The following is a 25114-nucleotide window of genomic DNA, read 5'->3' as shown; positions in this document are numbered from 1 at the left end:
TAATGGCATGTATCGCCTCTGAGAGGCGCCCCACGCCGCTCATTTCATCGGGACTGAGTTTGGCTACATGCTGAGATGATCACGGCGCAGGCATCTCTGGATCAGAGGCTGGCCCGAGCAATAGCTTTTTCAGGAGGCCCGATGTAGACGCAGTCGGTGCCGTCGGTGGCACGCTCGATCGCGAACTGGGCCGCCGCCTCCAGGCCCATGTCGCAGATGTCGGTCACGGTGAGCACATTGGTGCCCCGCTCCCGGCAGACCTTCACCCCCTCGCGCGGCACCTGCCAGCCGCCGATCCCCAGCTGCACCAGGTTCGGCGCGGGTGCATTGGCCATGTTGGTGGCATGGAACCAGGGACAGGTGTGCATCCGCTCGTCGAGGTCGATCTCCTGGGTGTCGACGTGGCGATCGAAGTGGATGATCCCCACCTTCTTGTCGCCCAGGTGGCGGCACACCCCCCGCACGGTGGGGAAGCCGATCGAATGATCGCCACCGAGGATGATCGGGAAAGCTCCACTGGCGAACACATGAGCCACGCCCTTGGAGATCTGATCGAAACTCTTCTCGTTGTTGGCGGGAATCGTGAAGATGTCGCCGACATCGCAGAGCTTGATCGACTCACGCAGGTCCACCCCCATCTCGTAGTTGTAGGGGGTGTAGAGGGCGGAAATGCGGCGGATGCCCTGGGGCCCGAAGCGGGTGCCGGGGCGGTAGGTGGTGCCGGAATCGTGGGGTACCCCCAGGATCGCCACATCAAACTCGCCGACGCGGTTCACGTCTTCGATGTAGGGCGCCTTCATGAAGGTGTTGATGCCCGCGTAATGGGGCAGCTCGCCACGCGAGAAGGTGGAGATGCGCCGATCGACGATGCTCTCGGCGGCCTCCAGGCCATAGCGCAGCCCCTGATCCACCTCCTGCTGCCAGCCGGTGAGGGGGAGGCGGCCCTCCTTCTCAAGCGCTTCGGCGCCCTGACGGCCAGCAGGTGTGTCCTGGGTACGCCGGTCAAAGGCCCCTTCTGGGCCTGGTGATGCTGTCATGGCACAACACGGAGGTGGGGGTTGCGGTCTCCCGGGCTTTTATCCCTCCGTGCAACCGGGTGACCCCGGTGAGCTTCTCTCGGACCAGACGCTGCAACCGGCTCGCCAAGGCGAACTGATGCCAACCGGAACCCTAGAAACTGCTTCCGCCGTCAAACCATCACCCCGGCGCCGCGGCGGCGATGTGGCCACCGCTACCGGGGAGTGGACCGGCGATCGAGGCAGGTGATCAGGCCATAGCGGCAGGCCAGCCGGCAGGTCTGCCCGGGGGCAAGCTCCAGCCGCCGCTCACCGCTGAGCAGGGCGCCCCGAGGTGCCGTCCAGGGCTCCAGGCAGACCATCGACCGGGGGGGATCGCTCCAGACCACCGCCAGATCGAAGGGGGCCTCGGCCTGGAGCTCCAGCGCCACCCCCGCCTGACGGTCCAGCAAGCGCACCGGACCACCGGGCTCCGCCAGCAGGTCAATGCCCTGCTCCAGCTGCTCCAGCAGAGGAGCGGTGGCGGCGGGCGCCATGGTGCCGTGATCGAAGCAGTGGTCCGGCAGCCCCTCCAGCGCCGCCGCCGCCAGGGAGGACACGGCGAAGTAAGGATGCAAGCCAAGGGCAAATGGCAGCGGCACCGGCCCGGGGTTGTGCACCAGCACGGCGATCGCCAAGGCCCCCGGCTCAGGGCGCAGCTCCAGCTGCAGCCGGAAGGAGAAGGGGAACATCGCCTGAGTGGCGGAGCTGTCGGCAAGGGTCAGGCCCACACCATCGCCGCCTTTCAGCTCCTCCAGCTCCCAGGCCAGATCGCGGGCGAAGCCGTGCTGCCTGAGGGTGAAGCAGCCCTGGGGCAGCGGCAGCTGATCGCCCGGCAGGTTGCCGCAGATCGGGAACAGCACCGGCATGCCGCCCCGCACGGAGAGGGCCGGATCAGCGAAGCGGGCCTCATCGAGGTAGAGCAGCTCGCGCCCATTGCAGCGCCAGCCACTGAGCAAGCCGCCCCGCTCCGGCACCAGCCGCAGGAGATCACCACCGGCAGCAGCGCTGAATTCCCAGTGCGGGTAGGGCGTGGTGCGGTGGGTCAGGGGCATGGGGGATCAGGCCTCAGGCAGAGTTGAGAGCCACTCCAGCAGGGCGGCGTTCACCTGCTCGGGCACTTCATCGTGGGGGCAGTGGCCGGCGTCGAGCACCACTTCGGTGGTGGCGGCCGGAGCGTGCCTCTGGAAAGCGGCGCGTCGTCCGGCGGCGTTGATCCAGGGGTCGCGGATGCCCCAGAGCAACAGCAGGGGAGAGCGGAGCTGGGCAAAGAGCTGATCGAGGGGCTGGCCGCGGGGAATGTCGAAGACGGTGCGGAACACCCCGAAGGCCCCCGGGTCCAGTGACGGCCGCCGGATCGCCTCCACCAGCTCGTCGTTCACGTTGGTGCGATCGATGTAGACCTGGTTCAGGGTTCGCCGGATCGTGGCGGGGCGCCGCAGGTTCTCGAACAGCAGCCGCTGCAGCACAGGGCTGCGCAACAGGGCGCCGCCGATCGTTCGCTTGGCGATGGCGCCCCAGCCCTTCGGCTCGGCCTGCTCATCGCTGAAGGGACCGGCGGCATTGATCAGCACCACACCGGCCGCCTCGCGGCCCAGGGCCACCCCCGCCGCCAGGGCCGCGAATCCACCGAGGGAGTTGCCCACCAGCACCGTCGGTCGCCCGATCCTCTCGCGCACGTAGGCCACGAGCTGATCACGCCACAGCCCCCCTCCGTAGGGCAGACCCTCCGGCTTGGCACTGCGCCCGAAGCCCAGCAGGTCGATGGCGTGCACCTCATGGCGCTCACCCAGCACCGGAATGTTGTAGCGCCAGTGGTCGGTGGAGGCCCCGAAACCATGCACCAGCAGCAGAGCAGGCCCCTCGGGCTTCGGCGGTCGGCTGGCCAGGGCATGGACCCCATGACCGCCATGGGTCCAGGACTCGAGGCGGAGGCCGATCAACGCAGGAGTGGCTTGGTCGTCGATGCTAGGGATCACTTCGGGGGGTTCGCTCCGTGCTCGACTGGTCCAGCCTGCTGCCGGGAACGGCCCTGTGGGCACTGGCGTTGTATCTGCCGCTCTCGGTACCGCTCACCCGGCTGGATGAGGCCCTCGCCATGGGGCCGCTTCCGGAAGGGCTGCGGCAGATCGTGCTGGTGTTGAGCAGCGTGCTGCTGGCCTTTGCTGTGGGGGGGATCACCCAGCTGGGGCTGAGCTGGGCTCTGAGCCCCAGCTGGGCCGCCAGCCTGGGACTGATGGCGGTGCTGGCCGGAGCCTTCTGGAGCCTGGCCTCGCGCCGCGATCAGAGCTGAGTCGCACCAGCAGAGCAGCACCGGAAGGCAAGGCTCTGAAGCTCAGGCAGGCTGTTCGGCCAGGTTCTCTTCGCGACTGAGCACCACCCGCAGCAGGATCGGTGAAAGGAAGGTGGTGCCGATCACCATCAGCAGGATCGCAGCCTCCAGAGGCGGGGTGAGCAGGCCGGCCTGGGTGCCCAGTCCCAGGAAAATCAGGCCGACTTCACCGCGGGGCATCATGCCCAGACCCACCACCAGGCGATTGGTCTTCTCCTTGCTGAAGTAGGTCCAGCCGGAGGCCACCTTGCCGATGATCGCCACCACCAGCAGAAAGGCGGCCATCACCAGGCCGGGGCGGTTGGTCGGATCCATCGGATTGAGCACCGTGAGATCCATGCTGGTGCCGATCAGCACGAAGAAGATGGTGGCGAACAACGACACCAGCGGCTTCACGGTTTCCTGAATCGCATGGGTGTGGCGGGAGCCACTCAGGATCAGACCGGCGGCAAAGGCTCCCAGTGCCGCCTCAAGGCCGATGGCCTGGGCAGCGAAGCAGCAGAGGCAGAGCACCACGAAGGAGGCCACCACCACTTCCCCGGGTGCTTTGAGCAGATCAAGCAGCCAGTCGAAGGCCGGGGCAGCGGTGCGGCTGAGGAACAGGGAAAGGGCCACGAACATGGCCGCGGCGACCAGCAGCTTGAGGATCGGGCCGATTTCCAGGGCCCCGCCGCCGGCCACGGCCACCACCACCGCCAGGATCACGATGCCAAGGATGTCATCGAGCACGGCGGCCCCGATCACCGTCTGGCCTTCGCGGGTCTTGAGATATTTGAGCTCGCCGAAGACGCTGGCGGTGATGCCGATGCTGGTGGCGGTCATCGCTGCGCCGGCAAAGATCGCCGGAATCAGGGGCACGTGGAAGAGATAGAGAAGTCCGAAGGTGCCCAGGGCAAAGGGCAGGGCCACCCCGGTGCAGGCCACGGTGGTGGCCTGCGCTCCAACCGCCACGAGCTCATCGAGCTCGCTCTCCAGGCCCGTGAGGAAAAGCAGCGCGAACAGACCCAGGGTGGCCACCGACTGCAGGTTGGGGAACGTCTCGATGTAGATCGACTGGACCGTCTCCGCCGGCAAGGACGAGAGAGAGGCGACGGTGGAGGTGAACCAGTTGCTGAGCTCCGCCCCGGTGTCGGGGGGAAGGATCAGGTGCAGGCCAGAGAGTCCGATCAGCACCCCCGCCACCAGCTCACCGAGGATCGTGGGGAGCTGCAGCCGCACCATCAGCTCGGCCAGGGTGCGAGCGGCCAGGAAAATCAACAGGAAACGGCCCACCCCGATCAGGGTTTCGGCCACCTCCGCGTTGTGGTTGCCGATTTCGAGCAGCAGGGTCGGGAAGGTCATGCAGGCCGGGGATGCGGCACTTCAATGAAGTTGGCCGCGACGTTAGACGGGATCAACAACGGTGATGGGAATCCGTCCAGACCGATCTCCAGCCACCATCAGTGAATTCACACCGAATGGCCGCCGGAGCAACCCGTTCCGGACTGGGCCACACTGGTTCGGCGCACGGATCGGACCGGCATCGCATTTCAGAGCCGACCGCTGTTCAGCTTCGCCGCTCAACCCCCTTCGTACCGCCGCCATGACCGACGCTTCGCCCAGCCAGCTGAGGCTGCCCACTCCGGGGTGCTTTGCCGACCCTGATCGCAGCGGCCTCACGGCCGATGGCGTCTTCGACGGCATGACCGAGCACCTCTTCTACACGCTCGGCAAGCTCGCCCCCACCGCCAGCCACCACGACCTCTACGTGGCCCTGAGCTACGCGGTGCGCGACAGGCTGATGACCCGCTACCTGGCAGGGATCGAGGCGATTTCGGCCACCCCCACCCGCGTGGTGGCGTACCTCTCGGCAGAATTCCTGATCGGACCTCAGCTGGGCAACAACCTGCTGATGCTCGGCATCCAGGATGAAGCCAGCGAAGCCCTCCGCCGCTTCGGGATCGATTCGCTCGAGGAGATTCTCGAGGTGGAAGAGGAACCGGGCCTGGGCAACGGCGGCCTCGGGCGCCTGGCGGCCTGCTACCTCGAATCCCTCGCCAGCCTGGAGATTCCCGCCACCGGTTACGGCATCCGCTACGAATTCGGAATCTTCGACCAGCTGATCCGCGATGGCTGGCAGGTGGAGATCACCGACAAATGGCTCAAGAGCGGCTGGCCCTGGGAGCTGCCGCGCCCCGACCAGGCCTGCTTCGTGGGCTTCGGCGGCCGCACCGAGAGCTATCGCGACAGCGAAGGCGATTACCGGGTGCGTTGGATTCCGTCTGAGCACGCCATCGGCGTTCCCCACGACGTGCCGGTGCTCGGCTACCGGGTGAACACCTGCGATCGCCTGCGGCTCTGGCAGGCGGAAGCCTCCGAGAGCTTCGATTTCTACGCCTTCAACATCGGCGATTACTACGGAGCCGTGGAGGAGAAGGTGGGCTCCGAAACCCTCTCCAAAGTGCTGTACCCCAACGACGGCACCGATGAGGGCCGGCGCCTGCGGCTCAAGCAGCAGCACTTCTTCGTGAGCTGCTCCCTGCAGGACATGCTGCGCAGTCTGGAACTGCGTGATCTGCCGATCAGCGACTTCCCCGACCATTGGTCGGTGCAGCTGAACGACACGCATCCAGCCATCGCCGTGGCCGAACTGATGCGGCTGCTGATCGACCACAAGCATCTGAGCTGGGATGCCGCCTGGGACATCACCACCCGCTCGCTGGCCTACACCAACCACACCCTGCTGCCGGAAGCCCTGGAGAAATGGGGGCTGGATCTGTTCGGCTCACTCCTGCCGCGGCACCTGGAACTGATCTTCGAGATCAACCGCCGCTTCCTGCAGTCGGTGCGCCTGAAGTATCCGGGCAACGACGCGATGCTGCGCAGTGTCTCGATCATCGACGAGACCAATGGCAAGGCGGTTCGGATGGCCCACCTGGCCACCGTGGCGTCCCACCATGTCAATGGCGTGGCCGCCCTGCACAGCGAGCTGGTGCGCACTCAGCTCTTCCCCGAATTCGCCGCCCTCTGGCCCGAGAAGTTCACCAACGTCACCAACGGCGTCACCCCCAGGCGCTGGATCGCCCTCGCCAACCCACTTCTGCGCGAGCTGCTCGATGAGGTGATCGGCCAGGACTGGGTGTGCAACCTCGATGAACTGCGCCGATTGGAGGCCTTCCAGAACGACAGCGCATTCCTGGAGCGCTGGGGAGAGACCAAACTGGCCGTGAAGCGTCAGCTGGCCCACTACATCCACCGCCAGAGCGGCCTTCTGGTGGATCCCTCCTCCCTGTTTGACGTGCAGGTGAAGCGGATTCATGAGTACAAGCGCCAACACCTCAATGCGCTGCAGGTGATCGCTCAGTACCTGCGCATCAAGAACGGGCTCGGCGACGACCTCGCCCCCCGCACCGTGATCTTCGGAGGGAAGGCGGCTCCGGGCTATTACATGGCCAAGCTGATCATCCGCTTCATCAACGGCATCGCCGAGACGGTGAATGCCGACCCCGACATGGACGGCCGCCTGCGGGTGGTGTTCCTGGCCGATTACAACGTCACACTCGGCCAACGGGTGTATCCGGCCTCGGACCTCTCGGAGCAGATCTCCACCGCCGGACTGGAGGCCTCAGGCACGGGCAACATGAAATTCGCCATGAACGGGGCACTCACGATCGGCACCCTCGATGGGGCCAACGTGGAGATCCGCGAGCAGGTGGGCGCCGAGAACTTCTTCCTGTTCGGTCACACCACCGATGGCATCGAGGCCGTGCGCGCGCAGGGGTACCGCCCCTGGGAGCTGATCGCCAGCATCCCTGAACTGCCGGAGGTGCTGCAGCTGGTGGAGCAGGGGCACTTCAGCAATGGCGACACTGAACTGTTCAAGCCCCTGCTGGAAAACCTCACCGGCCGCGATCCCTACTACGTGATGGCCGACTTCAGCGACTACATGCGCGCCCAGCAGGCGGTCAGCCAGACGTGGGGTGACCGCACCACCTGGAACCGCATGTCGCTGCTCAACACGGCGCGCACGGGATTCTTCAGCAGCGATCGCTCGATTCGCGACTACGCCGAGAGGATCTGGCAGGCAGAACCGTTCCCGGTCACGATCAGCTGCGAAATCGACGAACCGTGAGATTGACTGACCCCCTCAGGGCCTGTGGTCAGGCAGGTCGGGGGTCTGGTGCAGCAGACGGTTCAGCCGCAGGCGGTCGGCATTGAGGGGGTCGGGAGCCAGCTCACCGGCCACCTCGCGGAATTTCTGCTCCACATCCTCGGGGACGCGCACATCGAAGATCCGCTCCATCAGGGCTTCGATCGAGAACAGGTGGGCGTTGATGTTCTCCAGATCACCGATCGCCTGCTGGAGGTTGTCCTCTTCAGCGGGCGCAGCGGCACTTGCCGGGGACGCAGCAGCCGGGGGAGCAGTGGCCGGCTCAGCCTCTCCATCCCCCTGGGACTTCTGCAGCTCTTCAAGCACCCGTCCAGCCAGGGTGCGGAACGACTGCAGGGCCGCCCAGTTCAGTTCCTGCTGCTGCCGCAGTGTGGGATTCTCCCGGATCAATCGGTCGTGTTCCCGATAGAACCGCTGGCAGTCAGGGCATTGGCAGGGCTCTTCGGGCACCGCGCTCCCTTGGTTCCTTGACGCCCATCATGGCATTGGATGTCCTGGGCCGCCGCTCCTGGCTCGAGCAGCCTCAGGCCAGGCGATCGAAGGGCCCGAGCAGGTCCAGCTGATCGTCGTCCCCGCCGTCGCCATCCTCGCCATCGTCCTGAAGGCTGGGCAGGGGGATTTCGATCGAGCTCACCAGCTGGATCACATCGCGCAGGCGCATCGAATCGGCAAACCAGCCCATGGCCTGCTCCATGTCGCCCCGTTGTTCCGCCTCCACCGACTGCTCCTGGTGGACTTCAGCCAGCAAGGCCAGCCAGCAGAGGCAGCGGGCCTGGACCACGGAGAGATCGAGCTCATCGGGCTGGCTGCGGGCGATCCGCTCGCCCTCCTGCTGAACCAGCAAGCGAAGACGCAGATCGTGAAGCTCGTTCATGCAGGATTCACGGCCACTTCCACGCTAGCCACGGAGCCCTGTTTGGGAAGGGCACCACCGGTAGCGTTCCATACCACCTGGCGGGACGGGGCTGGCGGGACTCGAACCCACGACCTACGGTTTAGGAAACCGTCGCTCTATCCGGCTGAGCTACAGCCCCAACGGATCCATTATCGGGCTCAGCCCCCCCGACCTACAGTCGGCTCCGAAAGCAGGCGAGGTGGTCGCGATCGAAGGGGTGACGCCGGCTTCGGCGGGTGGATCCGGCTTCGGTTGAGGAAAGTCCGGGCTCCCCAATGGCCAGGCTTGCTGGGTAACGCCCAGTGCGGGTGACCGTGAGGAGAGTGCCACAGAAACACACCGCCGATGGCCGGGGCCTGGCCCCGCGCACAGGCAAGGGTGCAAGGGTGCGGTAAGAGCGCACCAGCAGCATCGAGAGGTGCTGGCTCGGTAAACCCCGGCTGGGAGCAAGGCCCAGGGACAACGGTTGGCCATGACACCCGTCCCGACACACGTGCGCCGCTCGAGGCCGTCGGTAACGGCGGTCCCAGACAGATGGCCACCCCGGTCCGCCCCGGCGGGCCGGAACAGAACCCGGCTTATGTCCTGCTTTCACCCCTTCGGGCCTCCGCAGTGAGGCCCCTGGCCCTCCGCGAAGCCCCCTTGCCCCTGAGTGACGAGCGCCGCCGCCGCCTGGTGCAGTTCCTCGCGGACCTCGGACTGGCGGAGGCCCTGCCCCCCGATCTCGACCTCGCTCCGATCGAGGAGGCGCTCACCCACAGCTCAGCGGGGCGCCCGATCGACCACGAGCGGCTGGAATTCCTCGGCGATGCCGTGCTCAGGCTGGCGGCCGCGGAATTTCTCGAGCGGCACCACAGCAGCATGGGTGTCGGCCAGCGCTCGGCCCTGCGGGCCCAGCTGGTGAGCGATCGCTGGCTGGCGGAACTGGGACAGCGCTGCGGAATCGAGACGGTGGTCCGGCTCGGCCCCCTGGCCGTGGGGGACAGCGCAGCCCGGCGGACCATCCGCGCCGAGATCTGCGAGGCCTTGATCGGGGGGCTCTACGAGGCCACCGGCAGCCTCGAGCCGATCCACTCCTGGCTCACCCGGCACTGGCAGCGGAGCACGGAGGAACTGTTGGCCGATCCCCACCGCCACAACTGGAAGACGGGTCTGCAGGAATGGAGCCAGGCCCGGGGGCTCGGCCTGCCCAGCTATCACTGCGAGGAACGCAGCCGACGCCACGGCGATCCCCGCCGCTTCCACTGCAGCGTGCAGCTGGGCGGGCAACCTGCGGGGGAAGGCTGGGGAGGCTCCCGCCGCGACGCCGAGCAGCAGGCGGCCCGCTCGGCCCTGGCGCAGGCGCAGGAGATCAGCTCGCTTCCAGGGTCTTCAGAGGCATCGTGACCAGCTTGTCCCAGTTGCCCCCCTCGAACAACACTGCCGCCTGGCTGCCACTGATGCGCTGCACGAAGCCGCGGTAGCCGTTGTAGATCGAGCGCACATCCCGGACCACGACGGTGGTGCCTGGCAGCACTGGAGCCGCCCCTGCCGGTGCATCCACGGGGGAGGAATCAGCCGCGGCCATGGGGGCTCCACACAAGATGCATCCATTATCGAGTCGATCGGCAGGATGGGGGGCAGATGGGTGGCCGGGCCGCCGATGGTGGGCGAATGGTGAACGAACAGGACGACCCCGAGGCATGGCTGGTGGTGGGGAAGGTGGTGGCGGCCCAGGGGCTGCAGGGGGAACTGAGGGTGTTGCCCCGCACCGACTTTCCCGAACGCTTCACCCGGGCGGGCCGGCGCTGGCTGCGCCGCTCCCAGGAGTCGCCACGCGCCGTGCGCCTGCTCTCGGGTCGCCAGCTGCCTGGCCGCGAGTTGTTCGTGGTGCGCCTGGAAGGGGTCGGCACCCGGGAAGAGGCAGAAGCCCTGGTGCATCACGACCTGCTGGTGGAGGCCGGCGACCGGCCCCGCCTGCAGGAGGGGGAATTCCATCTGCTCGACCTGCAGGGGCTGCAGGTGCGGCTGGCCCCCAGGGGTGAGGTGATCGGCACCGTGGTGGATCTGATCCATGCCGGCAACGACCTGCTGGAGGTGGAGCTCAGCGGCGAGCCGGCCCGGCGGGCGCTGATTCCCTTCGTGGAGGCGATCGTGCCGCGGGTGGACATCGCCGGCGGCTGGCTGGAGATCACGCCACCGCCGGGGCTCCTCGACACCTGAGGCTGGGGCTGACCGCTGGCGCTCCAGGACGTTCCCCATAGGATTCGCTCCAGCACTGCCCTCTTTGAGGTGGATCCGACGATGAGCCCAGCGTCCTCCCTCGTGCCCGTGATCCTCTGCGGCGGCACCGGCACCCGCCTCTGGCCGCTGTCGCGAGCCAGTTATCCCAAGCAGTACTGGCCCCTGGCCGGCAGCAGCGAGGAGACCCTGCTGCAGCAGACCCAGTTGCGGCTCGAGGGGCTGAACCAGCTGGCCGCACCCCTGCTGATCTGCAATGAGGACCACCGCTTCATCGTGGCCGAGCAGATGCGCCAGATCGGCGTTGAACCTGGCGCGATCCTGCTTGAGCCCCTCGGGCGCAACACGGCGCCGGCCATCGCCGTCGCCGCCCTGCATGCCACGAGCCAGGGTGAGGATCCCCTGCTGCTGGTACTGGCCGCCGACCACGTCATCCAGGACGGCGCGCGCTTCCGCGCCACCGTCGAGGCCGGCCGCGCCACCGCCGAGGGCGGGCTGCTGGTGACCTTCGGCATCGTCCCCACCGCACCGGAAACCGGCTACGGGTACATCGAGGCGGTGGAACCCCTGCCCCAGGCCACCCCTGGGGCAGGCGAGCCGACGATCCCGGTGCCCACCCCGATCGCCCGCTTCGTGGAGAAGCCCGATGCGGCCACGGCCGAGGCCTTCCTTTCCAGCGGCCGCTTCACCTGGAACAGCGGCATGTTCCTGTTCCGCGCCAGCGCCATCCTCGCCGAGCTGGAGCGGCTGGCGCCGGAGGTGGTGAGCTGCTGCCGCGCCGCCATCGACCACGACAGTGCCGACCTCGACTTCCTGCGCCTGGAGCGGGAATCCTTCGCGAACTGCCCCAATGTCGCCATCGACGTGGCGGTGATGGAGCGCACGGGCCTGGGCGCCGTGCTGCCCCTGGAGGCGGGCTGGAGCGATGTGGGCAGCTGGAGTGCCCTCTGGGACACGGGCACCCGCGATGGCGACGGCAACGTCCTGCGCGGCCGGGTGATCAACGAGGGTTCGCGCAACTGCTACCTGCGCAGCGAGCACCGTCTTGTGGTGGGTCTGGGGGTGGAGGATCTGGTGGTGGTCGAAACCGATGACGCGGTGCTGGTGGCCCACCGCGACCGCGCCCAGGAGGTCAAGACCATCGTGAACCGCCTCGCCGCCAGCGGCAGCCCCGAGGGCAAGGCCCACCGCCGCATCTACCGCCCCTGGGGCTCCTACGACAGCATCGTCGAGGGCAGCCGCTGGCAGGTGAAGAAGATCATGGTCAACCCCGGCGCCAGCCTCTCGCTGCAGTTGCACCACCACCGCGCCGAGCACTGGGTGGTGGTGCAGGGCACGGCCCTGGTGGAGAAGGACGGCGTCGAGGAGCTGGTGGGGGAGAACCAGAGCACCTACATCCCCCTCGGCGCCAGGCACCGGCTCACCAATCCGGGCAAGATTCCCGTGGAGATGATCGAGGTGCAGAGCGGCCCCTACCTCGGCGAAGACGACATCGTCCGCTTCCAGGACCGCTACGGACGCTCGGACATCAGCCTTCCGGTGCGCTGAGCAGCCCGCACGGTTCCGATCAGGGCCGCCTCGGGGAATCCGGCCGAACGCACGGCCAGCAGGGCCGCCTCTGCTTCGGACTCCGGCATTGACGCCAGCAGCGGCCCACAGGTCTGGGGGTCGATCAGCAGCTCCCGCAGGGGGGAGGTGAGAGCCCCTGCCTGAACCCTGCCGCTCTCCAGCTCCGCCCAGGCGCTGCGGTTGGCGGACGCCAGGCTGCTGGCGAAGCCCCGCTCCAGCAGCTCCAGCGCCCCGGGGAAGGCAGGCAGGGCCTCTGGCTCCAGTTCCACCCGCAGGGGAGCCGCCGCGGCCTGCAGCATCTCGCCGAGGTGCCCCAGCAGCCCGAACCCCGTCACATCGGTGCAGGCACGGCAGCCATGGGCGGCCAGCAGCTCCACCAGCGGCTGCTGGCTCTGGGCCATCACCTCCAGGGCTCCATCGATCCACTCCGGCTCCGCCGCACCGGCCATGGCTCCCGCAAACAGCACGCCGCTGCCGATCGGGCGGCTGAGCAGCAACCGATCACCGGCAGCCAGATCACCCTTGGCCCAGAAGCGGCCTGGCTCAGAGCGGCCGGTCACGCTCAGGGCGAGGCTGAGACCCTCGGCGGCGGTGTGCTGCTCCAGAGTGTGCCCCCCCACCAGCCGGGCACCGAGCGGATCGAGCACGGAGCGCACCCCGGCCAGGGTCTGCAGCAACCACTCCTCCTGCAGCGCCGGCGTTCCGCGCGGCAGGGTCACCAGGGCCTGAACACTCTCCACCCGGGCGCCACAGGCCCAGAGGTCGGAGCAGGCATGCAGGGCCGTGAGCCGCCCGTTCAGCCAGTCGTCGCCCACCAGGGCGGGAAAGCCATCGAGGCTCTGCAGCACCAGTCCTTCATCCAGACAACCGCCGATCACAGCGGCGTCGTCACCCCCTGGCGGAGCCTGATCCGCCGGCCACCCGGCTGCAGCAGTCAAAGCCAGTCGCTCCAGCGCGCCCCGCAGGGGAGCGGCACCCAGCTTGGCGGCGCAGCCGCGGCAGGGGCTCTCCTCGGCCATGGCGGCCAGGGACTGGAAGCGGATGATGAAGCGGCGGTCGATCCAGGCCTTCCACCACCACAGCCAGCGGGAGGGACCCAGGCAGAGCGGCCCCCAGAGGGCCAGGGCGCGGGGGTGACCATCAACGGCTCCGCCATCCCCCAGCAGCTGCAGGGCACGGCGCGGGGGGTGCCAGCGTCGCAGGGGTTCACCGCTCAGGGAGCGACGCAGGTTGGCCGCCAGCAACGGGGCCACCCGCACCGCCCAGACCCCACTGGGGGGACGTGGCTCCGAGCGCACCAGACCGCAGTCACCACAGGCGAACACGCCGGGCTGGCCCTCCACCTCCAGAGTGGCCTGGGTGAGGACCCGGCCCGTGGCCTGGTCCGAGGGCAGGCCGCTGGCCGCCAGCCAGCGCGGAGCCCGGCTGCCGGTGCAGCGCACCAGGGCACCCGGAGCATCGGCCGGGGCACCGGCGTCAGCTCCGGGGTCCGGGTTCTGCAAGGGCACGCCCGCCGCCGCCAGCATCCGCTCGCCGGCCCGGTTGGCCGCCGGCGAGCCCAGGGCCAGGCGGTCACCGCGTCGCAGCAGCTCCACCCGCTGGCCCCGGGCCTTCAGCGCCAGGGCCACCTCCACCCCGGCCGCCCCCCCGCCCAGCACCCGGCTGGCGGCAGCGCCGGGCACCAGCGACTCCGACCAGGCCAGGAACGGCTCCAGCGGCTTGATCGCCATCCCGCCGGAGCCTGGGGTGACGGCCCCCACATCCAGGCTGAGCCGGTCCCAGCGCAACGGGGGACGGCCAGCCAGCCGCAGCTCACGTTTGGCCGGATCGAGGCCGGTGATCTCAGCTCGCACGAACCGAACACCAGCCCGGTCGCAGAGGCGACGCAGATCGATGGACGCCTCACGACGGCTGAAGAGCCCGGCGATCAGGCCCGGCACCATGCCGCTGTAGAGCGCGGTGCCGGTGCGGCTGACCAGGGTGATCAGCACCCCCCGGGGCGGCCCCTCCATCGCCCAGCGGCGCAGCAGCAGGGCATGGCTGTGGCCACCCCCGGCCAGGATCAGGTGCTGCCGGAGTGTGTCTTCAGTCCCCACGTGGCCCATAGCCCAGGGGATTGGCACTCTGCCAGGCCCAGCCATCGCGGCAGATGGTGTCAAGGTCGCGGCGGGTGCGCCAGGCCAGGCGTTGTCCCGCCAGCGACGGATCCGCCACCGTGGCCGCCACATCCCCTGGCCTCCTGGGCACCAGCTCACAGGGAACGGGGCTGCCGCAGGCCCGCTCGAAGGCGGCCACCACCTCCAGAACCGAATGGCCCCGGCCACTGCCCAGGTTGAGGGTTAGCAGCTGGGGAGGCTCCCCCAGCAGCACCTCCAGGGCCGCCCGGTGCCCCTCCGCCAGGTCCATCACGTGGATGTAGTCGCGGACGCCGGTGCCGTCGGGGGTGGGCCAGTCGGAACCGAAGACCTGCAGCCGCGGCCGGCGCCCCACCGCCACCTGGGTCAGGAAGGGGAAGAGGTTGTTGGGGATCCCGCCTGGATCCTCACCGATGCGGCCGCTGGGGTGGGCACCGACGGGGTTGAAGTAGCGCAACCGTGCCACCCGCCAGCCCGGCTCGCTGGCGCAGACATCCGCCAGCATCTGCTCGACCGCCGCCTTGGTGTAGCCGTAGGGGTTCACAGGAGCCACCCGGGCGGTCTCGGCAATCGGCACCGTTTCGGGGGCGCCGTAGAGGGTGGCACTGCTGCTGAACACGATCGTGCGGCAGCCGGCCCGGGCCATGGCAGCCAGCAGAGCGCGGCTGCCGCAGAGGTTCACGTCCCAGTAGCGCAGGGGATCGGCCACCGATTCGCCCACGGCCTTGAGGCCGGCGAAGTGGACCACCGCCTCGATCGGTGCCGCGGCGAAGGCCCGCTCCAAATCCTGGGGGCGGCGCAGATCGCCTTCGACCAGCCGCAGCCGCTGCCCGGATGCAGGCCCCGCCAGCTCCCGGACGCGCCGCAGCGCTTCAGGGGAACTGTTGGAGAAGTCATCGAGCACCACCAGCTCGTGGCCCGCCTCCAGCAGCACCAGGCAGGTGTGGCTTCCGATGAAGCCGGCACCCCCGGTGATCAGCAGATGGCTCATGCCAGACGCAGATCCAGGGTGCGTTGTCCTGGGGCGGGGGCGGGCCATGGCCCGCCCCTGGGGCTCCAGTCGAGGGCGGGGGCGGAGTCGGGGCCGTCCTCCAGCCCGCTGACGGGCACGAAGGCGGTGCTCTCGGCGTCGGGTGCCCCGAGCACGAAGCGGTCGGGGGCCGAAGCCTGGCCGCCGATCTCCAGCTGCAACGGGAGATGGGGATCGATGCAGGGGTGCAGGGAGGGGTAGAGGCGGCTGTGGCGGTAGCGCAGGCCCAGCCAGCCATCGCCCAGTGGCAGCTCCCGGCCGTTCAGCCGCAGTGAACAGGACTGCAGGAACGCCGTATTGGCCTTGAACTCCAGTCGCTGCAGGGAACTGTCCACGAAGCGGCTGGTGCTGCCCCCCTGCACGGGGGTGTCACAGAGCAGCGGCCAGGGCTCCAGGGCCCGGCGGATCTCCAGCCGTGCCCCCTCCCGCTCCCAGCTCAGCAGCAGGGGGAAACGCCACTCCCAGATCGCGCGGTACGGCTCTGGTTCCAGCGGCAGGCCATCGAGGGCCAGCAGGTCGAGCAGCGCTTTGAGGTCGGACCAGATGGCGGAGGGCAACTGCATCGCATCGTGCAGACGCTCCCCGAAGGGCTCCAGCCGGGTGGGGCGATGGGCCGGATCCAGCAGGTGGGCCGCCAGGGCGCTCCAGAGCAGGGCGATGGCCGCGGTCCAGTCGGAGTCCGGGAGAGTTTCGATGGCGCGGAATTCGATCAGGCCCTGGCATCCGGCCGCCCAGGCAGGATTCCAGAACTTGTCGAAGCTGATCTCACTGCGGTGGGTGTTGCCGCTGCGGTCGGCATGGAGATGGCGCAGGGTCTCGCTGATCAGGATCCGCTGGTCCCCCTCGGGGAGGGATTCGATGGCCCGGTGGGCCAGGTTCAGGTCGAGGGCGCTGGCGCTGCCCTCATCGAGGCGGGGGGCCTGGGAGGCCGGTCCGACGGAACTGTTGCTGAACAGGTAGGAGAGGCTGGGATGCCGCTGCCAGAAGCGCAGAATCGCCACGAGCCAGGCCGGCCGCGAGAAGAAGGGGTTGGTCTCGAGGCTGGGGCCGCCCCAGAGCAGGTGGTTCCCGCCACCGGTGCCCTCCTGCCGATCGCCCACCTGCTTCCAGGTGCGCAGCCCCACCGCTGCCGAGGCTTCGGCCAGGGTGCGGATCCAGCCGCTGTAATCGGCCCAGCCGTGGCAGACCGGCAGATTCACTTCCAGCACGCCTGGATCGGCCGTCAGGCCGAGCACATTCCAGCGGCCATCGAGATCCGCGGGGAGAACTCCACTGAGCTCAGGCTGGCTCCAGCCTGAGCTGGCGGCTGCGATGAGTTGCAGGAGCTGCTCGAGGGGTTGGCGGGGCAGGGGAGGCAGAAACAGGTTCCAGCCACGGGGGCTGACCTCGAGGGTGAGCACCTGTCGCAGCACCCCTTCGGGGAAGTGCTGCAACGGCAGCCGCAACCCCGCCGGACCGCTGGCGGGCAGCAGCTCGCGCAGGGGTTTGTCCAGGGGCCAGCGGGCAGCCTGCCAGCCTTCGGGGAGGTCGGGCTCGTCGTCTGTCGGGGTGCTGTGGGAGAGGGGGACAGCCCAGACCTTCGAGCTGGGATCCAGGGGGTCCCTCAGCCGCAGGGGGTGAACGCGACAGCCGAGGGCCTTGCCGATCCCCTTGAGAAAGTCCTCCGCCTGCTTGGCGGGCAAAGGCGACGGAGCGGACTGATCGGCGGGGGCTGCGGCGAGAGCCTGCTGGGGCCAGTGCACCAGAGGGGTGCCGTCGAGGGCGGCGATCAGGCGCAGGGCCCAACGGGGGTTGACCTCGCCGTCGTAACGCTTGCCCGGGCAGTACATCAAGGTGCAGCCGGGCCAGACCCGACGCTGCAATTCGGCGGCCAGGCGCCGGGCATAGCGCAGCTTGGTGGGGCCATCGGCAGCCACCGACCACTCCGCCCCCTCGGGTTCGATCGGCACCACCGTGGGCTCACCGCCGAGGGTGAGCTGAATTCCCTCCGCGCTCAGGCGCCGCTCCGCTTCGGCGGCGGTGGCGGCCATCCAGCTGGGTTCCGCGCAGCGGGACCCGATGGGCTCCATGACAACCATCGAGTCAGCGGGAGCCCGGCTGGGCCGAGGGCAGCACGGTGCAGGCATTGATGGGCATCGATTCCACGTTCCAGATCCGTTCTGCATAGTCGCGGATCGAGCGGTCGCTGCTGAAAAAGCCGCAGCGGGCGGAATTGAGCAGCGACATGCGGCTCCAGCCGACAGGATCGAGCCAGGCGTCATCCACAGCGTTGTGGGCCCGGCGATAGTCGCCGATGTCGGCCATGACGCGGAAGGGATCGCTGCCGCAGAGGTTGGCCAGCAGGGGATGGAACAGATCGCGATCCCCCTCGCTGAAATGGCCTGAGCCGATCAGGTCGATTGCCTCCCTCGCGATCGGATCGTTCTCCAGCCAGGGCATCGGGTGATAACCGCCCCTGTTGATCGCCTCCAGCTGCTCGGCGGTGTGGCCGAACAGGAAGAAGTTCTCATGACCCACCAGGTCACGGATCTCGATGTTGGCGCCATCGAGGGTGCCGATCGTGACCGCGCCGTTCAGGGCCATCTTCATGTTGCCGGTGCCGGAGGCCTCCTTGCCCGCGGTGGAGATCTGCTCGGAGAGATCCACCGCCGGGTACACCTTCTGCCCCAGGCTGACGCTGAAGTTGGGCAGGAACACCACCCGCAGGCGGCCGTCCATGGCCGGATCCATGTTCACGATCTCGGCGATTCCGCCGATCAGGCGGATGATCAGCTTGGCGATGTAATAGCCCGGAGCCGCCTTGCCCCCGAAGATGAAGGTGCGCGGCGGCAGGTCCTCGCCGTTACGGATGCGCAGATAGCGCTCCACGATCTGCAGGGCCGCCAGATGCTGGCGCTTGTACTCGTGGATCCGCTTCACCTGCACATCGAACAGGGAGGAGGGATCCACCAGCACACCCAGCTGATGATGAATCAGGTTGGAGAGGCGTTGTTTGTTCAGATCACGCATGCCGCGCCAGCGCTCCAGGAACCCTCCGTCGTGGGCGTAGGACTCCAGGCGCGAGAGATCAGCGAGATCATGGCGCCAGCTGCTACCGATCGTCTCATCGAGCAGGCCCGAGAGGGATGGGTTGGCCACGGCGATCCAGCGCCTGGGGGTGACGCCGTTGGTGACGTTGATGAACTTCTCGGGCCACAGGTCCACGAACGGAGCGAAGAGGTCCTTACGCACCAGCTTGCTGTGCAGCTCGGCCACCCCGTTGACCCGATGGCTGCCCACGACCGCCAGGTTGGCCATGCGCACCTTGCGGTAGGGGCCTTCCTGGATCAGCGACATCCGCTCCAGCAGGGCCGGCTGACCTGGATGGCGGATGCGCACCATGCGCAGGAAGCGGGCATTGATCTCGTAGATGATCTCCAGCTGGCGTGGCAGCAGTTGCTCGAACAGATCGACACCCCAGGTCTCGAGGGCCTCCGGCAGCAGGGTGTGGTTGGTGTAGCTGACGCAGGCCGTGGTGATCGACCAGGCGGTGTCCCAGTCGACGCCGTGCTCATCGATCAGCAGCCGCATCAGTTCGGCCACGGCGATGGCCGGGTGGGTGTCGTTGAGCTGAACGGCGAATTTGGTGTGGAAGGCCGTCACGGGCAATCCCTGCCCTTTGAGGATGCGGAACATGTCCTGCAGGGAGCAGCTCACGAAGAAGATCTGCTGACTCAGGCGCAGTTGCTTGCCCTGGTCGGTCTCGTCATTCGGGTAGAGCACCTTCGAGAGGGTCTCCGAATTGATCTTCTGCAGCACCGCCCGGGTGTAGTCACCGGCGTTGAAGGAGGCGAAGTCGAAGGATTCCGGCGCCTGGGCCGACCAGAGCCGCAGGGTGTTGGCGGTATGGACGCCATAGCCCAGGATCGGCGTGTCGTAGGCCACCCCGATCACCGTGTGGCCTCCGATCGTGACCGGATAGGTCCATTCCGGGCGGATCACCTCCCAGGGATTGCCCTGGGCCAGCCAGGGATCGGTATTCTCCACCTGGCTGCCCCGCTGGATCTGCTGGCGGAAGATGCCGAATTCGTAGCGGATGCCGTAGCCGATCGCAGGCAGCTCGAGGCTGGCCATCGATTCCTGGAAACAGGCCGCCAGGCGGCCCAGGCCGCCGTTGCCGAGACCCGGTTCCGGCTCCTCGGCGATCAGCTCCATCAGGTCGAGGCCCAGGAGGCCGCAGGCCTGCTGGGCGACCTCACGCAGCCCGAGGTTGACCAGGTTGTTCTCCAGGTGAGGGCCGAGCAGGTATTCGGCGGAGAGGTAGGACACCGTTCGCACCCGGGTCTGGGTGTAGGCCTCGGCGGTGTCGACCCAGCTCTGCAGCAGCTGATCGCGCACGGCCATCGCCAGGGCGCAGTAGTAGTCGTGGTTGGTGGCCAGTGACGGGGACTTGGCCTGGGTGAAGAACAGATGCCGGCGCATCGCCTCGGCCAGAGCATGGCCGTCCAGCGAGGGCGACGCGCCGAGGTCGGTGGGAGGGACTGTGCTGGCTGCCATGGAGGCGGATCGGGACAACTCGTCCCTTCATGCTGCGGGAGCCCACCCCATCGCTGCTGGAACGGTTACCGATTCAGGTTCATTCCAGGTTCCCTGCAGGTTCGCCTCAGAAGTGCAGCAGGTTGGGCACGGTGTGGTCTTCGCTGAGCACATCGGCCGCAATCGACCATTGCATCTCGCTGGTGACCCCTGGAGGACCGCTGAAGGTGCCCATCACGGCCGCGGCCAGGTTGGGCTTGGAGGAGGTGGCCAGGGGGATGTAGCGATCGTCGATCGCCCCCATGCCGCTGGGGTCGAACCCACGCCAGCCGGCCCCCGGCAGGTACACCTCGGCCCAGGCATGCAGGTCGTAGCGCTCAGGCCTGGGCTCCACCAGGTGATACCCGCTCACGAAACGGGCCGGCAGCCCCACGCAGCGGCAGGCCTCAATCATCAGCACGGCCAGATCACGGCAGGAGCCCACCCGCTCCTTGAGCGTGCGGCCCGCGGGCCAGGCCGGACCCACGTGCCGCTGGGTGTACTTGACCCGGTCCTGGATCATCTCCACCAGCTGCTGCAGGAACATCAGCGCCCGCTGATCACTGCCCATCAGGGCCTCCTGGGCCAGCTCCACGGCGGCGGGATCGTGCTGGCCATTCGGGAGCCAGCCGTCAAGGCTGCCGAGCAGGTCGGCATTGAGATGACCGACCGGGTAGGGAAGGACCGGCTCGTTCTCCTCCAGGCAGACCTGCAGCAGGGGGGGCACCTGGGTCTCCACCTCGCACTGGGAGCGGATGTCGAAGGAATCGGTGGCACCACTGAACCGGGCCCGCAGGATGTCGTCGCCACTGGCGGCCACCAGGGGATGGAGGCGATGGGGGTCCGGGGAGAGGAACAGATCGAAGCTGAGCAACTTCTGGAAGCCATGGGCCCGGGGCTTGAGGCAGATCCGGTGGGAACCAAGCTGAACAGGCGCGCTGTAGCGGTAGCTGAGGGTGTGGGTTATGCGGGCGCGCATGCCGAGGACGCAGGAACGACGGTGCTGGGGGAGGGGCTGGAGTCGCCGGCCGCTGCAGTGTCTGCTGGCTCCACGATGGGAGAGGCCACCACGAAGTAATTCGCGTCGATCAGCCCATGCAGGTGGTTGAGATCGCTCTGGAAGCGGTCGATCGCTTCATGCAGCCCCTGGGCCACCAGCTCATCGATGCGCACATAGCTCCAGCTGGCGAGCATCCGACCGGTGAGGCACTCGAGATCATCGGGAGGGCCGGGCACTGGATTGCCGCGGATCACGCGCATGGACTTGCTCAGGCCCTCAAGGCAGTAGCGCACTGACCGGGGGAAGATGGGATCCAGTAGCAGGAATTCGGCCACGGCCTTGGGCGTGATCCCCTGCTGCTGCGACTGGCGGAACATCTGGTAAGCACCTGCCGAGCGCAGCAGAGAAATCCACTGCAGCTCGTCGAGCACACCACCCACCTCTTCGGGGCTGGGCAGCAGCAAGTAGTACTTGACGTCGAGGATGCGGCTGGTCTTGTCGGCCCGTTCCACCAGGCGCCCCAGCTTGCTGAACTGCCAGGACAGGTCGCGGCTCAGGGTGGCGTCGGTGATGCCATAGAACAGCTGACAGGATTTGCGGACCTCGTGGAGCTGCTCCTGATCGGGCAGCCGCCAGAAATGATCACTCTCGAGCAGGGTGAGATAGAGATCATTGATCTGCTCCCACATCTCGGTGGTGATCACTTCGCGGATCTGACGGCAGTTCTCCCGGGCCGCACTGATGCAATTGACGATGCTGCTGGGGTTGTCCTGCTCCTGGACCAGGAAGCGCACCACCTCCTGAGGCCCCCCTTTGGGGAAGATGCGATCGAAGAGCTCGCGGTCGCCGCTGGCGTCGATCAGGGGGAGCCAGGGCTCGGCACTGCCGGGTGGACAGTCGAGGGCCATGGCCTCGCTCACTTCCAGGAAGCGGGAGATGTTCTCCGCCCGCTCCACATAGCGGTTGATCCAGTAGAGCGCTTCAGCGACGCGACTCAGCATGTGCTTTCATCCACAATCCAGGTGTCCTTGCAGCCGCCGCCCTGGGAGGAGTTCACCACCAGGGAACCCCGGCGCAGCGCCACGCGGGTGAGTCCCCCCGGGCTGACCCAGGCTTTTCGGCCCCGCAGCACGTAAGGGCGCAGATCAACGTGACAGGGGTAGAGCTCTCCCTCGCTCAGGGAGGGCACGGTGGAGAGCTCCAGGGTGGGCTGGGCGATGAAGTTGCGGGGATCGGCCTTGATCTTGTCGGCGAACGAGAGAATCTCGGCCTGATCGGCATGGGGGCCGATCAGCATGCCGTAACCGCCGGCCTCCGCCACCGACTTGACCACCAGCTCACCGAGATGGGCGAGCACATAGGCCTGATCGTCGGGCCTGGAGCAGAGGTAGGTGGGAACATTCTCGATGATCGGCTCCTCTGCCAGGTAATAGCGGATCATCTCCGGCAGATAGGCATAGATCAGCTTGTCATCGGCCACACCCGTGCCGGGAGCGTTGGCGATCGCTACCCGCCCGGCCCGGTAGGCCTCCATCAGGCCGCGCACGCCCAGCATCGAATCGGGACGGAACACCGCAGGGTCGAGGAAGTCGTCGTCGATGCGGCGGTAGATCACATCGACAGGCTCGAGGCCGGAGGTGCTGCGCATCCACACCCGGTTGCTTTCACAGACCAGATCCCGGCCCTCCACCAGCTGGATGCCCATCTGCTGGGCCAGGTAGCTGTGCTCGAAATAGGCGCTGTTGAACACCCCTGGGGTAAGCAGCACCACCTTGGGTGTGTCCGTCCAGGGGGCGAGCTGGCGCAGGGTCTCGAGCAGGTGCGAGGGGTAGTCGTCGATGGGCTGGACCGTACGACTCGCGAACAGGCTGGGGAACATCCGCTTCATCACGCGGCGGTTCTCCAGGAAATAGGCCACCCCCGAGGGACAGCGCAGGTTGTCCTCCAGCACCCGCCAGGTGCCCTGGCCGTCGCGGATCAGGTCCAGACCGGAAATGTGGCACCAGCGGCCCAGGGGGGGCTTGAAACCTTGCATCTGGGGCCGCCAGCCCTGGGAGCTCTCCACATCGGCCCGAGGCACGACCCCATCGCTGAGGATTTTCTGGACGCCGTAGACGTCCCCCAGAAAGCAGTCGATCGCCTCCAGACGCTGGATCAGGCCGAGCTCGAGCCGTTGCCATTCGCCAGAGCGGATCAACCGCGGCAGGGGGTCGAAGGGCAGGATGCGCTCACCGCCCCGTTCCCCGGAGCCATTGAGGCGGAAGGTGGCGCCCAGCCGTTTGAGCAGCGTGCCGGCGGCGGCATGGTTGCGGTTGATCTCCTCGATGCCCAGTTTCCCCAGGGAGGAGAGCAGGGGACTCAGGGCCGAGCGCGGCTCGGCGGCGGCGCTGAAGTACTCGTCGTAACCCTTGCTCGGCTTGTAGTCAGTGAACATCGAGGGAGGCGTTGCCATGGGTCGATCATGGGCAGCGAGCTTGACAAGTCTGGTGGTGATCGCTACCGAATGTGCCTGGCTCTGGGGGATGCGCTCAGATCCACACCCGGCCTCCAAGGGATGGGTGCAGCCCCTGGGGGACCCCCTTGACCTGGACCGTTGATGCCCCTGCATCACGATTGGGGCCGCGGGTCCATCGGTTCGCAGCGATGGCCGGGTCTTTCCATCAACCCATCAGGAGTCAGCGAAGAGGTCGCGTTGAAAGGGTCTCGAGAAAGGCTGTCAAGTGAGCTGCCTATCTGGCGTAATACACAGGATCTCTGTAAAACACCTGCTTCAGGCTGCCAGCGGCCAGTTGCCGCTTGGACCGGATGGTTGCCTGAGTGAGAGCCTGGCTTGGAATGGGGAAGCCAGGAGGCTGAAGCCGCTGAGCACGACCATCGCCTGGATCGAGAACAATGTCACCCTCGAGCAGAACGCCCTGGGCATAGGGAGAATTGTAAATCCACTCGTCATCACGCCTGATCAGCACCGGTGGTTCAGCCGATCGGGAGAGGGAATTAAAGGCGTCAATGTCCTTGTAAAAAGAGTGCATGGGCGCAGCATGGCCATCGCCGACCTTCCAGGCCCGAACTGAGTCCAGGTAGCCGTCTACGTAGACGAACGACAACACCAAAAACAAAGCGGACAGGGTCAATGCTCGCAGCCTTGGGGACCGCATTGACCCTTCAAGCCAGGACATTAACGAACGATAAACGAATGCAGCGAAAATCACCAAGAATGGGATAAGGAATATCATTGTGTAATCGTGAAAAACAATCAGATTCTTGAAAAACAACAACCAGGCAAGGCTCGCAAGGAATGAAGCCATCAGAACCTGACTGGGAGCATCGACTGAAGATGGTCGTTGAATCTCAGCGCCGAGACGGGGCTCAGTGGCCTGAGGCAAGGCCAGACCAGGAAGCTTGGCCCGATTCCGGCGCTTGGGCAATGGCAGAAGTCGACGAAACAGCAAACCCAGGGATAGCACCAATAGCAACAGAAAGGGCCATGTAGGAATTAAATTGGCAATCCATTCAAGATACTGCTGAATTGCACTGGACCACTCCAGTTGTGGCTTCTGAGAGTCTGGCCATTGGGCCATGGGAAGCCCGAGACGACGCATTGCCGACTGAATGACCGAACTGTCCATAGACTCTTGAACGTAGGCAACAGACTTACGGTTGAGAATCCACTCAACAACTGCTGCGTAGAGCGCCGAAGCGATGACGAGCGAGCCTCCCAATGCTGTTGCTGTCCACGAGAGTTTCCTCAGTCGAGATGATGACTGCCGAAACTGAAGGGTGATACTGATTGCAGCCAGAAAAAATACAGCAATGAAAGATCGACCGAGCAAACAGCCAATCGCAGAGCACACCAAGAATACAATTGAGTTTCTTGATTGCTCTGCACGGCTCGTCTCCTGCCTCGCCAGAACTGTGTAGCCATACATGCAAAGGACATAGCCCAACAGGCCGGGCTGGTCAAAATGAAACATGGGCCTGTAGTGAAGCCACAACGGCGAGGCCCCAACACTCAACAGACTCAGCCATGACACCAATTTAGGGCTTCCTGAAGATCTCCAGACCGCTTGCAGTGCAGTGGATCTGGGCACTGCTATGGCGGTATAATGTGCGCAAATCGGCTGGATTGAGCCGAAAAGCTGCGCCAAGTTTTCCACATGTACCGCCGCAAGGAAGG

Annotated in this window: 19 protein-coding genes, 1 tRNA gene, 1 other RNA gene, 1 pseudogene and 1 riboswitch; of the genes and pseudogenes, 6 read left to right on the top strand and 16 right to left on the bottom strand. The window is 66.8% G+C overall.

The features are described from left to right. Window positions 1-140: 140 nt before the first annotated feature. From KQ297_RS07810 to KQ297_RS07800, 3 genes and pseudogenes are all read right to left on the bottom strand, one after another. Window positions 141-1037, bottom strand: a pseudogene (locus tag KQ297_RS07810) (agmatinase family protein); the annotation flags it as partial. A gap of 26 nt (window positions 1038-1063) precedes the next feature. Next, a riboswitch (guanidine-I (ykkC/yxkD leader) is annotated at window positions 1064-1185 on the bottom strand. Window positions 1186-1231: 46 nt separating this feature from the next. Beyond that, window positions 1232-2110, bottom strand: coding sequence for a galactose mutarotase (locus tag KQ297_RS07805; protein ID WP_259738920.1), 879 nt, complete (start codon window positions 2108-2110; stop codon window positions 1232-1234). A 6-nt stretch (window positions 2111-2116) separates the two neighbouring features. Further along, the gene (locus KQ297_RS07800; protein WP_259738919.1) at window positions 2117-2998 is read right to left on the bottom strand and encodes an alpha/beta fold hydrolase; all 882 of its coding nucleotides are present in this window, start codon (window positions 2996-2998) and stop codon (window positions 2117-2119) included. Window positions 2999-3051: 53 nt separating this feature from the next. Here KQ297_RS07800 and KQ297_RS07795 point away from each other — a divergent pair, with 53 nt between their 5' ends. Then, window positions 3052-3348, top strand: coding sequence for a hypothetical protein (locus tag KQ297_RS07795; protein WP_259738918.1), 297 nt, complete (start codon window positions 3052-3054; stop codon window positions 3346-3348). A gap of 42 nt (window positions 3349-3390) precedes the next feature. Here the strand turns inward: KQ297_RS07795 and KQ297_RS07790 are convergent, their stop codons facing one another. After that, window positions 3391-4728: a cation:proton antiporter gene (locus KQ297_RS07790; protein WP_259738917.1), complete on the bottom strand. Its 1338-nt coding sequence runs from the start codon at window positions 4726-4728 to the stop codon at window positions 3391-3393. Between the two features lie 241 nt (window positions 4729-4969). Here KQ297_RS07790 and KQ297_RS07785 point away from each other — a divergent pair, with 241 nt between their 5' ends. Further along, complete coding sequence (locus KQ297_RS07785) at window positions 4970-7498, top strand: glycogen/starch/alpha-glucan phosphorylase (protein ID WP_259738916.1); 2529 nt, start codon at window positions 4970-4972, stop codon at window positions 7496-7498. 15 nt (window positions 7499-7513) lie between these two features. On the opposite strand, the gene KQ297_RS07780 is transcribed toward KQ297_RS07785, so the two are convergent. The 3 genes from KQ297_RS07780 to KQ297_RS07770 form a co-directional block, all read right to left on the bottom strand. Continuing rightward, window positions 7514-7987 carry a hypothetical protein gene (locus tag KQ297_RS07780; protein WP_259738915.1) on the bottom strand — a complete coding sequence of 158 codons (474 nt, stop codon included), beginning with the start codon at window positions 7985-7987 and terminating at the stop codon, window positions 7514-7516. Window positions 7988-8060: 73 nt separating this feature from the next. Continuing rightward, complete coding sequence (locus KQ297_RS07775; RefSeq protein WP_185465650.1) at window positions 8061-8411, bottom strand: hypothetical protein; 351 nt, start codon at window positions 8409-8411, stop codon at window positions 8061-8063. Between the two features lie 86 nt (window positions 8412-8497). Beyond that, a tRNA-Arg gene (locus KQ297_RS07770) sits at window positions 8498-8571 on the bottom strand. 48 nt (window positions 8572-8619) lie between these two features. On the opposite strand from KQ297_RS07770, the gene rnpB reads away from it, so the two are divergent. Together rnpB and rnc are read left to right on the top strand one after the other, a co-directional pair. After that, window positions 8620-9028: RNase P RNA component class A (gene rnpB / locus KQ297_RS07765), an RNA gene on the top strand. A gap of 52 nt (window positions 9029-9080) precedes the next feature. Next, window positions 9081-9818 carry a ribonuclease III gene (rnc, locus tag KQ297_RS07760; RefSeq protein WP_259738923.1) on the top strand — a complete coding sequence of 246 codons (738 nt, stop codon included), beginning with the start codon at window positions 9081-9083 and terminating at the stop codon, window positions 9816-9818. On the opposite strand, the gene KQ297_RS07755 is transcribed toward rnc, so the two are convergent. Next, window positions 9784-9999 carry an NAD(P)H dehydrogenase subunit NdhS gene (locus tag KQ297_RS07755; protein WP_259738914.1) on the bottom strand — a complete coding sequence of 72 codons (216 nt, stop codon included), beginning with the start codon at window positions 9997-9999 and terminating at the stop codon, window positions 9784-9786. The two genes, rnc and KQ297_RS07755, sit on opposite strands and share 35 nt — an antisense overlap. A gap of 86 nt (window positions 10000-10085) precedes the next feature. Here KQ297_RS07755 and rimM point away from each other — a divergent pair, with 86 nt between their 5' ends. Both rimM and KQ297_RS07745 read left to right on the top strand, forming a co-directional pair. After that, window positions 10086-10634 (top strand): ribosome maturation factor RimM, encoded by a 549-nt coding sequence (rimM, locus tag KQ297_RS07750; protein WP_185465833.1) that lies wholly within the window; start codon window positions 10086-10088, stop codon window positions 10632-10634. An 81-nt stretch (window positions 10635-10715) separates the two neighbouring features. Further along, complete coding sequence (locus KQ297_RS07745) at window positions 10716-12200, top strand: mannose-1-phosphate guanylyltransferase/mannose-6-phosphate isomerase (RefSeq protein ID WP_259738913.1); 1485 nt, start codon at window positions 10716-10718, stop codon at window positions 12198-12200. Here KQ297_RS07745 and selD read toward each other — a convergent pair. The 8 genes from selD to KQ297_RS07705 all read right to left on the bottom strand — a co-directional run. Further along, entirely contained in the window at window positions 12164-14344 is a 2181-nt protein-coding gene (gene selD, locus KQ297_RS07740) for a selenide, water dikinase SelD (RefSeq protein ID WP_311133990.1), read from the bottom strand. The two genes, KQ297_RS07745 and selD, sit on opposite strands and share 37 nt — an antisense overlap. After that, the gene (gene galE, locus KQ297_RS07735) at window positions 14307-15347 is read right to left on the bottom strand and encodes a UDP-glucose 4-epimerase GalE (protein WP_259738912.1); all 1041 of its coding nucleotides are present in this window, start codon (window positions 15345-15347) and stop codon (window positions 14307-14309) included. The genes selD and galE overlap by 38 nt, the downstream gene beginning before the upstream one ends. Then, the gene (locus tag KQ297_RS07730) at window positions 15344-17455 is read right to left on the bottom strand and encodes a transglutaminase family protein (protein WP_259738911.1); all 2112 of its coding nucleotides are present in this window, start codon (window positions 17453-17455) and stop codon (window positions 15344-15346) included. Before KQ297_RS07730 ends, galE begins: the two co-directional genes overlap by 4 nt. Before the next feature lie 13 nt (window positions 17456-17468). Further along, on the bottom strand, window positions 17469-19922 hold the full coding sequence (locus KQ297_RS07725; protein ID WP_259738910.1) for a glycogen/starch/alpha-glucan phosphorylase: 2454 nt from the start codon (window positions 19920-19922) through the stop codon (window positions 17469-17471). A gap of 106 nt (window positions 19923-20028) precedes the next feature. Further along, window positions 20029-20919 carry a transglutaminase family protein gene (locus KQ297_RS07720; RefSeq protein ID WP_185465637.1) on the bottom strand — a complete coding sequence of 297 codons (891 nt, stop codon included), beginning with the start codon at window positions 20917-20919 and terminating at the stop codon, window positions 20029-20031. After that, window positions 20904-21941, bottom strand: coding sequence for an alpha-E domain-containing protein (locus KQ297_RS07715; protein ID WP_259738909.1), 1038 nt, complete (start codon window positions 21939-21941; stop codon window positions 20904-20906). The genes KQ297_RS07720 and KQ297_RS07715 overlap by 16 nt, the downstream gene beginning before the upstream one ends. After that, complete coding sequence (locus KQ297_RS07710; protein WP_259738921.1) at window positions 21935-23374, bottom strand: circularly permuted type 2 ATP-grasp protein; 1440 nt, start codon at window positions 23372-23374, stop codon at window positions 21935-21937. Before KQ297_RS07710 ends, KQ297_RS07715 begins: the two co-directional genes overlap by 7 nt. 295 nt (window positions 23375-23669) lie before the next feature. Beyond that, a partial coding sequence (locus KQ297_RS07705; RefSeq protein ID WP_259738908.1) for a hypothetical protein occupies window positions 23670-25114 on the bottom strand: 1445 nt, incomplete at its 5' end.

It is taken from the genome of Synechococcus sp. CS-205, from assembly GCF_025128255.1.
GTDB lineage: Bacteria > Cyanobacteriota > Cyanobacteriia > PCC-6307 > Cyanobiaceae > Regnicoccus_A.
This window is presented reverse-complemented; position numbering and strand designations above follow the sequence as displayed.

Excerpts from the sequence above, each read along its gene's own strand:
- KQ297_RS07805 (WP_259738920.1), bottom strand. The coding sequence starts at position 2,110 with ATGCCCCTGACCCACCGCACCACGCCCTACCCGCACTGGGAATTCAGC.
- KQ297_RS07790 (WP_259738917.1), bottom strand. The coding sequence starts at position 4,728 with ATGACCTTCCCGACCCTGCTGCTCGAAATCGGCAACCACAACGCGGAG.
- KQ297_RS07785 (WP_259738916.1), top strand. The coding sequence starts at position 4,970 with ATGACCGACGCTTCGCCCAGCCAGCTGAGGCTGCCCACTCCGGGGTGC.
- KQ297_RS07775 (WP_185465650.1), bottom strand. The coding sequence starts at position 8,411 with ATGAACGAGCTTCACGATCTGCGTCTTCGCTTGCTGGTTCAGCAGGAG.
- KQ297_RS07755 (WP_259738914.1), bottom strand. The coding sequence starts at position 9,999 with ATGGCCGCGGCTGATTCCTCCCCCGTGGATGCACCGGCAGGGGCGGCT.
- rimM (WP_185465833.1), top strand. The coding sequence starts at position 10,086 with ATGGTGAACGAACAGGACGACCCCGAGGCATGGCTGGTGGTGGGGAAG.
- KQ297_RS07745 (WP_259738913.1), top strand. The coding sequence starts at position 10,716 with ATGAGCCCAGCGTCCTCCCTCGTGCCCGTGATCCTCTGCGGCGGCACC.
- galE (WP_259738912.1), bottom strand. The coding sequence starts at position 15,347 with ATGAGCCATCTGCTGATCACCGGGGGTGCCGGCTTCATCGGAAGCCAC.
- KQ297_RS07730 (WP_259738911.1), bottom strand. The coding sequence starts at position 17,455 with ATGGAGCCCATCGGGTCCCGCTGCGCGGAACCCAGCTGGATGGCCGCC.
- KQ297_RS07725 (WP_259738910.1), bottom strand. The coding sequence starts at position 19,922 with ATGGCAGCCAGCACAGTCCCTCCCACCGACCTCGGCGCGTCGCCCTCG.
- KQ297_RS07720 (WP_185465637.1), bottom strand. The coding sequence starts at position 20,919 with ATGCGCGCCCGCATAACCCACACCCTCAGCTACCGCTACAGCGCGCCT.
- KQ297_RS07715 (WP_259738909.1), bottom strand. The coding sequence starts at position 21,941 with ATGCTGAGTCGCGTCGCTGAAGCGCTCTACTGGATCAACCGCTATGTG.
- KQ297_RS07710 (WP_259738921.1), bottom strand. The coding sequence starts at position 23,374 with ATGTTCACTGACTACAAGCCGAGCAAGGGTTACGACGAGTACTTCAGC.